The sequence below is a fragment of the Acholeplasma laidlawii genome (genome assembly GCF_015709225.1).
GTDB classification, from domain to species: Bacteria; Bacillota_I; Bacilli_A; order Acholeplasmatales; family Acholeplasmataceae; genus Acholeplasma; species Acholeplasma laidlawii_A.
In genome coordinates this window covers 13,218-27,103 of the sequence record NZ_JADNRS010000030.1, presented here as the reverse complement: position 1 = coordinate 27,103, position 13,886 = coordinate 13,218, and the positions used below count along the sequence as shown (strand labels likewise).

Annotated in this window: 12 protein-coding genes; all 12 read right to left on the bottom strand. The window is 33.2% G+C overall.

What is annotated here, in order from left to right; translation table 11 throughout:
* Window positions 1–516, bottom strand: a complete 516-nt coding sequence (locus IY230_RS03420; RefSeq protein WP_196369930.1) for a biotin--[acetyl-CoA-carboxylase] ligase — start codon at window positions 514–516, stop codon at window positions 1–3.
* A 2-nt stretch (window positions 517–518) separates the two neighbouring features.
* Window positions 519–947 (bottom strand): 3-hydroxyacyl-ACP dehydratase FabZ, encoded by a 429-nt coding sequence (gene fabZ / locus IY230_RS03415; RefSeq protein ID WP_012242415.1) that lies wholly within the window; start codon window positions 945–947, stop codon window positions 519–521.
* Between the two features lie 2 nt (window positions 948–949).
* Window positions 950–2,188: a beta-ketoacyl-ACP synthase II gene (fabF, locus tag IY230_RS03410; protein ID WP_196369929.1), complete on the bottom strand. Its 1,239-nt coding sequence runs from the start codon at window positions 2,186–2,188 to the stop codon at window positions 950–952.
* Window positions 2,189–2,202: 14 nt separating this feature from the next.
* Window positions 2,203–2,949 carry a 3-oxoacyl-[acyl-carrier-protein] reductase gene (fabG, locus tag IY230_RS03405; RefSeq protein WP_196369928.1) on the bottom strand — a complete coding sequence of 249 codons (747 nt, stop codon included), beginning with the start codon at window positions 2,947–2,949 and terminating at the stop codon, window positions 2,203–2,205.
* On the bottom strand, window positions 2,949–3,869 hold the full coding sequence (locus tag IY230_RS03400; protein ID WP_196369927.1) for an ACP S-malonyltransferase: 921 nt from the start codon (window positions 3,867–3,869) through the stop codon (window positions 2,949–2,951). Before IY230_RS03400 ends, fabG begins: the two co-directional genes overlap by 1 nt.
* Window positions 3,870–3,878: 9 nt before the next feature.
* The gene (locus tag IY230_RS03395) at window positions 3,879–4,811 is read right to left on the bottom strand and encodes a beta-ketoacyl-ACP synthase III (RefSeq protein WP_196369926.1); all 933 of its coding nucleotides are present in this window, start codon (window positions 4,809–4,811) and stop codon (window positions 3,879–3,881) included.
* A complete protein-coding gene (locus IY230_RS03390) occupies window positions 4,792–5,625 on the bottom strand; it encodes an acetyl-CoA carboxylase carboxyltransferase subunit alpha (RefSeq protein WP_012242410.1) in 834 nt (277 codons plus the stop codon). The genes IY230_RS03395 and IY230_RS03390 overlap by 20 nt, the downstream gene beginning before the upstream one ends.
* Window positions 5,622–6,500 carry an acetyl-CoA carboxylase, carboxyltransferase subunit beta gene (gene accD, locus IY230_RS03385; protein ID WP_196369925.1) on the bottom strand — a complete coding sequence of 293 codons (879 nt, stop codon included), beginning with the start codon at window positions 6,498–6,500 and terminating at the stop codon, window positions 5,622–5,624. The genes IY230_RS03390 and accD overlap by 4 nt, the downstream gene beginning before the upstream one ends.
* On the bottom strand, window positions 6,481–7,860 hold the full coding sequence (gene accC / locus IY230_RS03380; protein ID WP_196369924.1) for an acetyl-CoA carboxylase biotin carboxylase subunit: 1,380 nt from the start codon (window positions 7,858–7,860) through the stop codon (window positions 6,481–6,483). The genes accD and accC overlap by 20 nt, the downstream gene beginning before the upstream one ends.
* Window positions 7,860–8,315 (bottom strand): acetyl-CoA carboxylase biotin carboxyl carrier protein, encoded by a 456-nt coding sequence (gene accB, locus IY230_RS03375; protein ID WP_196369923.1) that lies wholly within the window; start codon window positions 8,313–8,315, stop codon window positions 7,860–7,862. The genes accC and accB overlap by 1 nt, the downstream gene beginning before the upstream one ends.
* Before the next feature lie 427 nt (window positions 8,316–8,742).
* Window positions 8,743–9,402: a hypothetical protein gene (locus IY230_RS03370; RefSeq protein ID WP_196369922.1), complete on the bottom strand. Its 660-nt coding sequence runs from the start codon at window positions 9,400–9,402 to the stop codon at window positions 8,743–8,745.
* 116 nt (window positions 9,403–9,518) lie between these two features.
* The gene (locus IY230_RS03365) at window positions 9,519–13,847 is read right to left on the bottom strand and encodes a hypothetical protein (RefSeq protein ID WP_196369921.1); all 4,329 of its coding nucleotides are present in this window, start codon (window positions 13,845–13,847) and stop codon (window positions 9,519–9,521) included.
* Window positions 13,848–13,886: the final 39 nt, after the last annotated feature.

The following is a 13,886-nucleotide window of genomic DNA, read 5'->3' as shown; positions in this document are numbered from 1 at the left end:
CTAAAAATAACTTTCTAGAAGATTAGTCATTAGTTTAGACATAATCTTTCTTACATTTTGAGTTTTCTTTGTTTCTAAAAATATGGAAGTTGCTTTAAACTTGTGAAATATAAATTGATTCACATTTAAACCAATACCCACGATGACATAATCAAATTTATCGCCTGATCCTTTTGTTTCCATTAATATACCGCATAACTTTTTTTGATGACAATAAACATCATTCGGTTCTTTAAAATATACATCTAAACCTAGAGAACCTAGTGTTGAAAAGATACTACTTTTCACCCACTCTTTGATTGTAATCAATTGATTCATCGGTACATCTTTAATCATAAACGAAAGTAATAAATTACGTCCATTCGCACTCATCCATTGACGTTCGAATTGACCTCTACCTTTAGTTTGATAGTCTGTTCTTACAAAGGTAAAAGAGTCCAGTTTTTCATAATTTTGTTTTAGATAGTCACTGGTAGAGGGTATTTTTTTAAACTCTATTAATTTTACTTTAACCATGATCAGCCAATAGCAAAACTAATATCAGCTTCACATACTAATTCGCCTTCTACCCATGCTTTAGCGCTACCCACACCAAAAGCACCACGAATACGGGTTAATACTGTTTCAACTTTTAAAGTATCTCCTGGACGTACTTGTTTACGCCATTTAACGTTGTTAGCTCCTGTAAAAAAGCCGATTTTACCTTTGAACTCTGGAATACTTAGTAAAGCAATCGCACCAACTTGAGCCATTGTTTCTAGTATTAATACACCTGGCATTACAGGATACTGAGGAAAATGTCCTTTAAAGTAATATTCTTCTGCCTTTACATATTTAATACCTACACATTTTTCTTTTTCAACAAGTTCTAAAACTTCATCAACCATTAAAAAAGGATCTCTATGTGGTAATATTTCTTGAATTTGTTCTCTATTTAATAATGCCATATTTATTCTCCATATTTCTTATATAATACAACTGCATTTTGGCCACCAAATCCTACGTTGATATTCATAGCATAATTGATATCACGTTTTACGGCTTTGTTTACAGTATAGTTTAAGTCACATTCGGGATCTACATTACTGTAGTTGATTGTTGGTGGAATTAAACCTGTTTGTAGTGCTTTGATACAAAAGATACTTTCTACTGCACCGGTTGCACCTAACATATGTCCTGTTGCACCTTTTGTAGAAGATACATTTAAATCGTATGCATGTTCTTTAAAAGCACGTTTAATACCTAGTGTTTCAATTTTATCATTCAGTAATGTGGATGTACCGTGTGCATTGATATATCCAACGTCAGTTGGTGATACTTTAGCATCTTCAAGTGTTAACTCAATAGCCTTAGTTAATCCATCAGCAGCATTATCTGGTGCAGTCATATGGAATGCATCTGATGTTGAACCATAACCAACGATTTCAGCATAGATTTTAGCACCACGTTTTTGGGCACTTTCTAAAGATTCTAAAATAAGAACCCCAGAGCCTTCTCCCATCACAAAGCCACTTCTTTCTTTATCAAACGGACGACTTGCTTTATTAGGATCTGTTTCAGTTGATAATGCTTTTAATGCAGCAAAACCACCAATACCAGTTTCATTAATACTTGCCTCTGAACCACCTGCGAAAGCTAAATCTAAATATCCATCACGGATATTTCTGAATGCTTCACCTATTGCATTTGTTGCAGCTGAACATGCTGTAACAATCGGTATATTTGGGCCTTTAACTTGAAATTTAATAGATATCATACCACCTACCATATTTACAATAGAATTTGGTATGAAAAAGGGTGAAATTCTATCAGCACCACGAAGTGCTTTTACAGAAATATCTTTTTCCATTGTATCTAGTCCACCAATACCAGAAGTTACAAACGTACCAAATCTATAAGGATCATAATCAGTGTCTTTTAGTCCGCTATCTTGGTATGCTTGCATAGCTGCAATCGTACCTAAAATCATGACTTTATCACTACGTTTGATTTCTTTTTTATCAAGGTAATCTTCAAAATTAATATTTTTTAATTCACCTGCAATACTTATTTTTACCTTTTCAGTATCAAAGTAAGTAATAGGACCTAATCCATTCTTACCACTAATAATGGCATCAAATGATTCATCGACACTATTACCAACAGGGTTAATTGTACCCATCCCTGTAATAACGACTCTTCTTTTCATATATTCACCCACTCTTAAATTGTTAGACCGCCGTCAACATCAATCACTACACCAGTAATATATCCTGCTTCTGGTGATGCTAAAAATCCAACTAGATTTGCGATATCTTCAGGTTGTCCATAACTACCTAATGCAATGTATCTTAACATTTCTGCACGAACTTGTTCAGGTAGGTTTCTTGTCATTTGTGTTTCAATAAATCCAGGAGCAATTGCGTTTACTGTCACTTTTCTTGATGCAAACTCTTTTGCTAAGGTTTTTGTAATGCCAATCACACCAGCTTTTGCTGCACCATAGTTTACTTGGCCAACATTACCATATTCACCAATGACTGATGCAATATTAATAATTCTACCATAACCAGCCTTTAATAATGGTCTTGCACTGTGTTTTGATATATTAAAAACACCTTTTAAGTTTGTATTAATGACTCGGTCAAATTGATGTTCTGACATTCTTAGGATGAGTGCATCATCAGTAATACCTGCATTATTAACTACAATATTTAATGTACCCATTTGTTTTACTGTTTCATCAATTAAATTTTGAGCAGATTCAAAATTAGAAACGTCTGCATGAAGTGCGATTGCTTTGACTTGATATGTACTTGCTAATTCGTCTGCTACTTGCTTTGCCTCTTCAGGTCCAACAAAATAGTTTATGACAATATTTGCACCCATGGATGCTAATTTTGTTGCAATAGCTTTACCAATGCCTGTAGAACCACCTGTTACTAATGCTACTTTATCTTTTAAACTCATTATAAAATCTCCTCTAAATTTTTTATATCCTCAAATTTGGATACATTATATATTTTGCTTTCAGGGCTAATTTTTTTAACTAAACCTGAAAGTACTTGACCTGGACCGACTTCAATAAATCTTTCAAATCCATCTTTAATCATATGTTGAATCGTTTGTTTGAAGTATACTGGGTTTGCTATTTGCTCATATAACTCATTTAAAACATCTTCTTTTTTTAATGGCTTTGCAGTTGTATTAGCATAAAGCACTTTATCCGCATCTTGAACTTTAAAATTTTCTGCATATAGTTTTAAGCTTGTACCTGCATCTTTCATATAAGGTGAATGGAAGGCGCCTGATACATTTAACATCATCGCTCTTCTAGCCCCCTTTTCCTTAGCTAATTCTACAGCTAACTGTACTGCATTTTTAGATCCAGAGATAACAAGTTGACCATCACTATTATAGTTTGCTGCAACTACTAAATCATTTGGTGTTGACACTTCCTTACAAATTGCCTCAACAACATCATCACTAAGGGATAAGATAGCTGCCATGGCGCCAGGTTTTAGGGTAGATGCCTCTTGCATAAGTTTTGCTCGCATATCAATAATTTTCAAGATGTCATTTGATTCATAAAATCCTGCAGCATATAGACCAGCAAACTCACCTAATGAAAAGCCTGCATATCCATCAATTTTTAACCCTTGTGATACTAAGTAATCATGGATTAACATTTCTACTACAACCATTAATGGTTGTGTATATCTTGTATCATTTATTTTGGTTTCATCTTTTAAGTGAGATAAGATGTCTAAATCTAAAATAGCTGCGTATGACTCTAGTTTATGCTTTAACTCTGGAACATTTTCAATAAAATCTAGTCCCATGTTGACGTATTGAGCACCTTGACCAGAAAATAAGATCGCTGTTTTCATAAAAGTTACCTACACATTTAGGATGGCTGCACCCCAAGTGAAACCACCGCCAAATCCAACGAATAAAACTCTTTTTACTTCAGGGTTATTCGTCTTATGTTCATCTAATAAGAATGGAATACTTGCTGCGGATGTATTACCATACTCTTCTAGGTTCATTAAAAATCTTTCAATCGGTAAATTCATATCTTTAGCAACACTTTGAATAATTCTGTAGTTAGCTTGGTGAGGAATAATATAATCGATATCATCAATTGTAAGTCCTGCTTTTTCAAGTACTTTATGAATAGCTTTAGGCATAATATCCACTGCAAATTTATAGACTTCACGTCCTGCCATCTTTACTTTTGGATCAATCCATAAAATACCCGTATCATCACCTCTAGAACCATTCCAGAAATATGCATTATCTTTTGGATTATCACTTACTTCAATAATTGCTGCACCAGCAGCATCACCAAATAGGATAGCAGTTGAACGGTCTTCCCAATCAATGATAGATGACATATGTTCAGAACCAATAACTAATGCTGATTTATAATTACCTGATGAAATCATACTTGCTGCGATTTCAACTGCATAAACAAATCCACTACATGCAGCATTAATATCAAATGCTACGATGTTTTTATGATTTAGTCCAAGTTTAGCTTGGATTAAATTTGCAATAGATGGTGTTTTAACTGGAGATGTAATACTTGCAACAATAATTAAATCAATTTTTTCTTTATCATAATTTTTATTTTCAACAGCCTTTAAAGCTGCTTTATATGCCATATCAATTGCGGTTTCACCTTGAGCAATATGGCGTCTTTTAATACCTGTTCTAGTAGTAATCCACTCATCATTCGTATCTAATATTTTACTAAAATCATCATTTGTCATAACATTATCTGGTGCATAACGACCAGTACTTACTATTTTAATCGGCAAGTTCTTCATTTTTGATCACACTTTCTTCGTATTCACCCATTTTTTTGAACTTGTCATATCTATTAACAAGAAGTTTTTCTACAGGTGTTTTCATTAATTTTGTTAGTTGTTTACTTATTTGTTTCTTTAGATTGGTATAACCGACTTCAGGGTCTGTATTTAATCCCTTACCCTCTAAGATGATTTCATCTATAATACCAAATGATTTTAAGTCTTCTGCTGTAAGCTTCATTAAATGAGCAGCCTCGTTAGCACGTGTACTATCCTTAAATAAAATTGAAGCAAATCCTTCAGGTGATAATATAGAATATATCGCATTTTCAAACATCATAATGTGATCTCCTACACCTATAGCAAGAGCACCACCAGAACCACCTTCACCTAATACAATGACAATAATAGGTGTTTTTAACACCATCAGTTCTTTTAAATTTAATGCAATCGCGCCTGCTTGGCCACGTTCTTCTGCGCCAAGTCCCGGATAAGCACCCGGTGTATCAATAATTGTAATAATAGGACGTTTAAACTTCTCGGCTTGTTTCATCAATCTTAATGCCTTACGATAACCTTCAGGATGTGGCATACCAAAATTATGTTTTAATCTATTTTGTGTATCAGTACCCTTTTCTTCAGCAATCACCGTAACTGGTATATCGTTAAAGGTCGCCAGTCCACCTACAATAGCTTCATCATCGCCATAAAGACGATCACCATGTAGTTCAATGAAATCAGGGAAGATTGCTTTAATAAGTGACTTTGATGTTGGTCTATCAGCACTACGTGCCAACTTAACTCTTTGCCAAACTTTATCCATATCTGTCATGATGTCACCTTCTTAGCATGTAGTTTAAGTAATGTTGATATAGTCTTTTTCAATTGAGATCTTAAAACAACCAAGTCCACTTGTCCTTTTTGAAGTTGAAAAGCATCGGTTTGAAAACCAGTTGGTAAATCTTGACCAATTGTTTGTTTAATAACTCTAGCACCTGCAAAACCAATTAAACTGGATTTTTCAGCAATATTGATATCCCCTAAACTTGCAAAGGATGCAGCAACACCACCGGTTGTTGGATTCGTCATTACAGAAATGTATACTAAGCCTTTTTCATCAAGCAAATTTAGTGCACCAGATGTTTTAGCCATTTGCATTAAACTTAAAATACCTTCTTGCATACGTGCTCCACCGGATGCACTAAATATCACTAGCGGTAAATTGTGCTTAGCAGCATGTTCAATTAATCTAGTGATACGCTCCCCTACAACTGAACCCATTGAACCCATCATAAAATATGAATCAAGAACACCGATAGCCAAGTTTTGACCATCTATTTTCCCGGTTCCTGCTAAAAATGCTTCATTCATTTTTGCCATTCTCATACCTTTATCTAACTTTTCTTCATATTCAGGCATGCCTAGAGGATTTTTGGATGTTATGTTCTCAAATAAAGGTTTAAAAGTATCCTCATCAAGTGTATACTTTAAACGTTTTACCGCATTAATTTTAAAATGGTAACTACAATAAGGACATACTTCATAGTTATGTTCTAAATCCTTATTATAAATTGCAGAGTTACATTGTTCACACTGAGTAAATACACCATCAGGAATATCTACTGGTTTAGTTTCTATAGGTCTTTTTTTAATAATCTCATGGAACTGAGATAATCTTCTTTTACGTTCATCCAATAAGTGATTCATTATATTCACCTTGGATTAATCCATTAAATTTAGCTACAAATCCTGTATCATATGTACCTTTAATAAAATCAGTAGCATGTAATATTGCATAATGATATTCAATATTTGTAGTAATACCTTCAATAACTAATTGTTCTAGTGCAATGCGCATTTTACGCATCGCTTCTTTTCTAGTAGGTGCAAATACAATTAATTTACCCAACATTGAATCATAGAAAGGTGGTACCTCATAATCTGGATATATATGAGAATCAAAGCGTACATTAAAACCACCTGGTAGTAAAATCTTACCGATTTTACCAGGAGCCGGCATAAAGTTATTCATTGGATCCTCAGAATTGATTCTACATTCAATCGCATGCCCTGTAATTTTCACATCACGTTGTTTAAAGCTTAGAGGCTTACCATATGCTATTTTAATTTGTTCTTTAACAAGATCAATACCTGTAATCATCTCAGTAACTGGATGTTCTACTTGAATGCGTGTATTCATTTCAATAAAATAGTAATTTTTTCTAGAGTCTACTAAAAATTCAATGGTTCCAGCATTTTCATAGCCTACATGTTTAGCTAACTTAACTGCGGATTGACCCATTTTGCGTCTTAAGTCCTCATTTAAAATAGAAGACGGTGCTTCTTCAATTAATTTTTGATTACGTCTTTGCATTGAACAATCACGTTCATATAAATGGACGACATTGCCTTTACTATCTGCAATAATTTGGATTTCAATATGTCTTGGATTTTCTACAAATTTTTCAATATAGACAGATTTATCGCCAAATGCTGATTCTGCCTCCATCGATGTCATGTCAAAAGCCTTTTTGAATTCTGTATCATTGTGACATACGCTAATACCACGTCCACCACCACCAGAACTTGCTTTAATCATAATAGGATAACCAATCTGTTTAGCAATCTTTAATCCGATCTCCTTGTTTTCAACAACACCATCAGAACCTTCAACGACTGGAACACCTACTGCTTTTGCAATCGCTCTGGCAGTCGCTTTATCACCTAATTTACTAACAACGTTAGATGATGGACCGATAAACTTAATACCTGTTGCTTCAACCATCTCGATAAATTTAGCATTCTCTGCTAAAAAGCCATAACCTGGGTGAATGGCATTACATCCTGTTGCGATTGCTGCACTTAATACAGCCTGCATATTTAAATAACTATCTTTGGATCTTGCAGACCCAATACAAACTGCTTCATCTGCTAATTTCGTATGCAGTGAAGATTTATCAGCAGTTGAATAGACCGCTACAACAGGTATACCTAATTCTTTACATGCTCTAATAATACGAACAGCAATTTCACCACGGTTTGCTACTAATACCTTGTTTTGTGCCATTACGCTTGCACCACTGCAAATAAGACATCATCAAACCCTACAACATCACCATTTTTAAAGTTGATTTTAGTCACCTTGCCATCTACTGACGATGTAATTTCATTCATAATTTTCATCGCTTCAACAATACATACGACCTGTCCTTTTTTAACTACATCACCAACTTTTACAAATGGTTCAGCATCAGGTGAGGACGCTTCATAAAAAGTGCCTACAAGCGGTGATTTGATTGCTAAATCACCTAAATTAGGCGTCGTTGCAACTGGTACAGCTGTTTGAGAATTGTGTACCATCTGGGTACTTGCTGTAACATCTGATGATTGTACTACTTGTTCTACATTGTTTTCTTTATTTTTGGATAATTTTAACTTCACATTATCAGTTTCTAATTGTAAAACTGTAAGAGTGGATGTTTCAAAGTCTTTTATAATACTTTTGATTTCATTTAGTTTCATATTGTTCTCTCGTTTTCATTTTTTATACATCATTAGATCTTGAGTTTTTAAAACGCAATAAAGGCCAAATACGCATAAGCATATTCAGTTAATATTTCTTATAATGATGTGATGAATCTAAGCTCGAATTGCCTTGAACTTCAAACTTATTAACATTCTATCACTTTTAAGCCATTTGTCAATTGTTTTGAAGTTCAAATTATTGAAAACACTTCCCTTTCAAATTATTTTTGTTTCAAAGTTTAGTATGTATATACTTCATGAATTTTATAGCATACAAGCTAGACTACACACATCATTATTTTATTTTAGAAAATTTATTAAATATACTTTGTAGTAGATATAAAACAGATTTAATTATGTGTACATACAACATTAAAAAAAGCGCTAATTTAGCGCTTTTTAAAAGGTTTATTCATTATAATGCTTAACTTATATATGGTCTGTCACTATCTTTTTCAGGTTGTGGCTTATCTGTTGTAGGTAATTCTTTTTCTACATTTTTAGCCTTTTCCTTTTTAGTGTTTATACCCAAACTGTACTCACGGTATTTACCATAGCCTCTAGATCCATCATAGATTAAGTAGGCACCACCTAATAGTGAAATAACAAGTAATAACCATGCAATTGCAGATTCATCAAAGTCTTTTAATCCAAGGATTAATGCACCTAATGCAAATATAACAATATGTGTCCAAAACTTAATTTGTTCTGTTTTCTCTTCCAAAAATACTGTGGAATAAAAGAATACAACACCACGAGCTAAGAATACAAATGCTAAGGTGTATTTATATACTTGACTCCAAATCGGATCAATTGCATTCCCTGAATTAATGGATTCATAACCCACATAAATCATTAATGCGCCTAATAAAAAATCAAAGATAATCTCAATTAAGTTAATTGTTCTTAAAATTTCTTTGTTAAGTGATTTGACAAGGGGTACCACTCTAAATAGTGAAAACACTACAATCACTATACCTGTAATTAAAAATACTAAATCTTTTTGGAAAAACATTGTAAGACCTACAGCGATTAATATTGCTGCTAGAATCCATTTAAGAAGCCATCCATATGACGGTTTCATACACATCCCCTACCTTTCATAGTTCTATTATACATTATTTTTTATTCAATGTTACGCTTATAAACATAGATACAAACCCAGAAAGTGCTTTTCTGGGTTTGTAAGTACTTAAATTTTTATGGGTAAATTAAATCATGTAGTTCTTGACGGTTTGTAACTGAGATCTTATTTGGGAAGTTAAACGGATCTGAAATTTGGTTATCTAGTTTAGCAATCAAGAAGTCTTTAACAATAGTTAATCTGAGATCTTCTGTTAATGGATCATACGGTTCAACAAAATCGATATAAGCGTTAAATTCGGTTTCACTCATTGCTTGAGCACTTGCATATAATGTAGCCATGCTTGTACTTGTAGCATTATTGATATCACTAATACCAAACGCAATAAACGCGTCTACTAAATTTGTTAGTTCATCTTTTTGAATATCAATTAGTGGATCTTCCATACCTGTATGAGATTCTACAGTATCTAAACCTGCAGTAGTTACAGCATCTGAAATCATTCTATCTATAATATAAGAGTTTCTAGTTAATGCATCTTTTACATTTAATAAATCAGATGCCCCAGAGTCAACTATCGATGTATCAATATTTGTAAAGCCAAGGTCATCAAGCGCGTAAGTCAAGTTAACAAGTTCAGTCGATGTAATATCATCACCTGTATATGCATGGTTTTGTAGTGCTAGTGTAGGTATTGCAACTGGTAGGCTTGAACTGATTGCATTTGTTACTTTTCTATAAACAATAATAGATTCTCTTGTAGCTATTGTACGAATCAGTGATGTTTCTAGGTTTGTTGAGATGTTAGATTCTACATTGGTAATTGTTTCATCATCAGCTAAGTTTTGATCATTTGCATGCATAGATAATGCAATATCATTAAGTGATAGGAGTAACTTCGTAATTTCACCATGATCAACAATTTCCATTGTTAGGTCACTAAATGCATCATCTCTAACATTTGGTCTTTGTACAGCTGCGATAATACCTTCTGACATGAATTTTTGCATAATCAGTGAGCCTTCTTGATGCATACTTTGCATTTGTCCAAGTTTAAGTTGACCTACAGTACCTGCTAATGTATCCACTAAATCTGTTACTGGTAAGTCATTATTTAAGTCACCATCATTATATGTGGTATCTAATACAGCGATTGCATTTAAGAAATTAGTTAATTCTACGTAAGTTAAATCACCTAGAGCTAATTTATCATATGCGTCATCAGATATTCTTTGAGGTGTAGCAAACCCAATAATAGAATCACTCATTAATGTGCGGATGATACTAGATGTTTCTTGATGCATGAGCATCATATTATGAATGGTTAATGTATCTGTATCTAGGTTTGTAACAGAGTCAACAACAACATCTGTTGGTTCAAATAAGTTAGCAAGTGCATCGACTAATTTTTTCATTTCATCGTAACTAATTAAATCATAGACATAGGTACTATTATTATCATGATATGCTACATCTTGAAGTGTTAGGTCACTAATGATTTGAGTACCTAATAAATTATCACTAAATAAAGATCTAATAACGATAGAGTCTCCACTATTAATGATATCGGATGTTTGTTCATAGGTTAAAACGGTTGGATCCAGTGTATCCATTAATCCTTGTACAGTCATAGATGGTATAGTATCTAATGCATTTAAGATGTTGAATAATTCACCGATTTCAGTATTACTTAATACTTCTGGGTAAGTTGTATCAAGTGCAAGTGAATGCGGTGTGCCAATACCGGTTTTAATACCGTGGGTAATAAATCCTTTGATTAGATAGGATTGACTATAATCTAAGCTTGTTAGGTCACTTACATAATAACTATCTAGTAAGTTACCAGCGCCACCACCAATTAAGTCCCCTAATGTAAGGTTTAAATCAACTAATAAATTACCTAACGCTTCGAGTTCTTCTTGTTTAAGATCAAGTGCTTCATTCGTTTCATAAGCTACTTCAGGGATATCAAAAATATTTGCATCTTTAATATAGGTTGTAAGTAGTCTTGTCATAACTTTAGATTCTACAAGGATTACATCATTAATCTGTTCACCTGTAATAGCATCTAAGTTCATTTGTTCGCCTTCTTGTGGTACATCGACATTCATAATTACAATTGCTTCTAATATCTTTTTAAGTTCAACACGTTCTGTCCATTCATAATATGGTGAGTTGACATCAGTAACGATTGCATTATCTGGGATAGTAATTAAATCAATACCTTGAATCAAGTCATCTACGGTCTTATAAATGATATCTGATGATAAGAGTGTATCTCTATTTTCTTCACTACTTGCATAGCCTTTAATCACAGGGAAGAATTCATTCATAGATTCCATACCACCCAAGAGATCTTCAATACCCATATCATGAGATTCCATTTCAGTTAATAAACCATCAATAACGGATAATAAATTAGATAATTCAGTCTTTTTAATCCAACCTTCATACATACCTTCTGTTTCATAAATCACTTCAGGCATTTCAAGCATTGGGATACTTGATAAGTTATAATCTAAGAATGAATATAGGATGTTAGATGATAATAACTTAGTTTTTTGTGCTTCATCTCTAATATAAGTAATGATGGAAGGTAATAATGTTTCTAGCATATTAGAGTCTTCTTCTGTACTCATTGCTGCTTCAAGTGTCATACCTTCATCATATAGACCGAATAAGACATCTAATAATACATTAATTTCAGTATTAAAATTAAATGAAGAAATTGCTGCTGCACGGTTGAGTGGCTCAGCTAATGTCACTGGTTCAGTGACATATTTTCTAATAAGTGCACTACTCATTTGATTTGTTAATGCACTAATTGTTTGACCTTCTAAGAAGGTATCTACCATTTCTTTAAATAGCAGTTGACCATCATTATCAACAAGTAATGTGTCCATAATAACAATTGGTGTTTCACCAGCCTTTAATAATTCGCCTACTTCTAAACTACCAATCGCATAATAAACATCAGCAATCCAAGTTAGTTCTCTTACTAAGTCATCACTATCGCTAAAGTTAGTTTCTATAATATCTTTTAATAATGCTAATTCTGTTTCATCAAACATTTCATCTTGACCGGCTATTTGACTGTAAGCAATACCCATGAGTGGTTCCATAAATACGTCAATCACAGATAATGAACCAACACCATCTAATACTTCTTTAAACCAAGTATGATATTGTGGATCTTTATTTAATATAATACTTAAGTCTTCCATGTTTTCTATTAATTCAGATAGTTCGACATCGGTTGTACCATCACCATCAAGATCAATACCTGGGAAACTGTAGAATGTTGTCTCAAATAATCCAACAAGTTCGCTTAGAGTTGTTGAGACAAATTCACCTTCATAAGCATTTAATTTTGCACGAACGCTATTCAGTAGTTCTACTTTTTCTTCATTGGTTTCTAACCAAGTAATTTGATCAACGATAGATTGATCATACATACCTACAGATAAAATAGGATCTGCTAGTTTAAGTAAATCAAGGGTAACTAATCTATTTAATGCACTTATAAATAAGTCTTGATCATCGCTATCAAAGTTTGCTATTAAACCAAGGTTTTCAAGCGATGCTTGCCATTGTGCATAATCTTGTATGGTTAATAATTCTTTAGCTGCAAGATATACTTCATTGACATCATTTGATAAATCAATATCTACACCATCGATTTGTGTAATCAAATCAGCAATTTCTGTTTCTGATAAGAAATCAAATCCTTCTTGTTCTGATGCGACAAGGATAGCAAATTTCATCATTGGTTTGACACTTGAGTTTAAGAGTTGAGAATTAGAAAACGCGGTAAAAGCGCCTTCGAATTTAGTGATTTCAGCTAAGGTGATTTCCATTTCCGAATTTTCATCTAATATATAAGGTAGTGCTACTTTACCTGCTTCAGCAATCCATTTTAATTCGACACGCCAAACAATCATTTCGTCATCATTGACTTTAGATTTAAAAGCTAGGTCAAACATGAAATCTGCTAGACCAATATCATTAACTTTAGTCGCATCATTAATATATTTAACAAAGTTATATTGATTTGCTTGTGATACTGCTTGGGCAATATCACTGTATTCGGGATTATCTAACTCAACACCCTCACCAACTACTGTATTAATGATAATTAAGACAGGAAAGATTAAGAAAAATCCAGCAAAGGCACCTCTAAAGATACCTACGATACCGCCTAAAAATTTATTCTTTTCTTTATCCTTAACAATCGGTTTAATAAATATTAACCAAGGTATACCAAATAAGAACCATTTGAATATAGCTCTAAGGATTGTGTAAAAGACAATGAAAATACTCATTTTAATACTTAAATCGACAATTGCTAAAAACAGAGGTAACATACCACTAGCTACAATCTCATCCATGTATTCAACGAGTTGTTCATTACCAAAAGGTATAAAAGAGATGTACTGACGTACCATTGCTTCTGTTACCCAATCGTTTGTTTGGAATAATCCTAA

Excerpts from the sequence above, each read along its gene's own strand:
- IY230_RS03420 (WP_196369930.1), bottom strand. The coding sequence starts at position 516 with ATGGTTAAAGTAAAATTAATAGAGTTTAAAAAAATACCCTCTACCAGT.
- fabZ (WP_012242415.1), bottom strand. The coding sequence starts at position 947 with ATGGCATTATTAAATAGAGAACAAATTCAAGAAATATTACCACATAGA.
- fabF (WP_196369929.1), bottom strand. The coding sequence starts at position 2,188 with ATGAAAAGAAGAGTCGTTATTACAGGGATGGGTACAATTAACCCTGTT.
- fabG (WP_196369928.1), bottom strand. The coding sequence starts at position 2,949 with ATGAGTTTAAAAGATAAAGTAGCATTAGTAACAGGTGGTTCTACAGGC.
- IY230_RS03400 (WP_196369927.1), bottom strand. The coding sequence starts at position 3,869 with ATGAAAACAGCGATCTTATTTTCTGGTCAAGGTGCTCAATACGTCAAC.
- IY230_RS03395 (WP_196369926.1), bottom strand. The coding sequence starts at position 4,811 with ATGAAGAACTTGCCGATTAAAATAGTAAGTACTGGTCGTTATGCACCA.
- IY230_RS03390 (WP_012242410.1), bottom strand. The coding sequence starts at position 5,625 with ATGACAGATATGGATAAAGTTTGGCAAAGAGTTAAGTTGGCACGTAGT.
- accD (WP_196369925.1), bottom strand. The coding sequence starts at position 6,500 with ATGAATCACTTATTGGATGAACGTAAAAGAAGATTATCTCAGTTCCAT.
- accC (WP_196369924.1), bottom strand. The coding sequence starts at position 7,860 with ATGGCACAAAACAAGGTATTAGTAGCAAACCGTGGTGAAATTGCTGTT.
- accB (WP_196369923.1), bottom strand. The coding sequence starts at position 8,315 with ATGAAACTAAATGAAATCAAAAGTATTATAAAAGACTTTGAAACATCC.
- IY230_RS03370 (WP_196369922.1), bottom strand. The coding sequence starts at position 9,402 with ATGAAACCGTCATATGGATGGCTTCTTAAATGGATTCTAGCAGCAATA.
- IY230_RS03365 (WP_196369921.1), bottom strand. The coding sequence starts at position 13,847 with ATGGTACGTCAGTACATCTCTTTTATACCTTTTGGTAATGAACAACTC.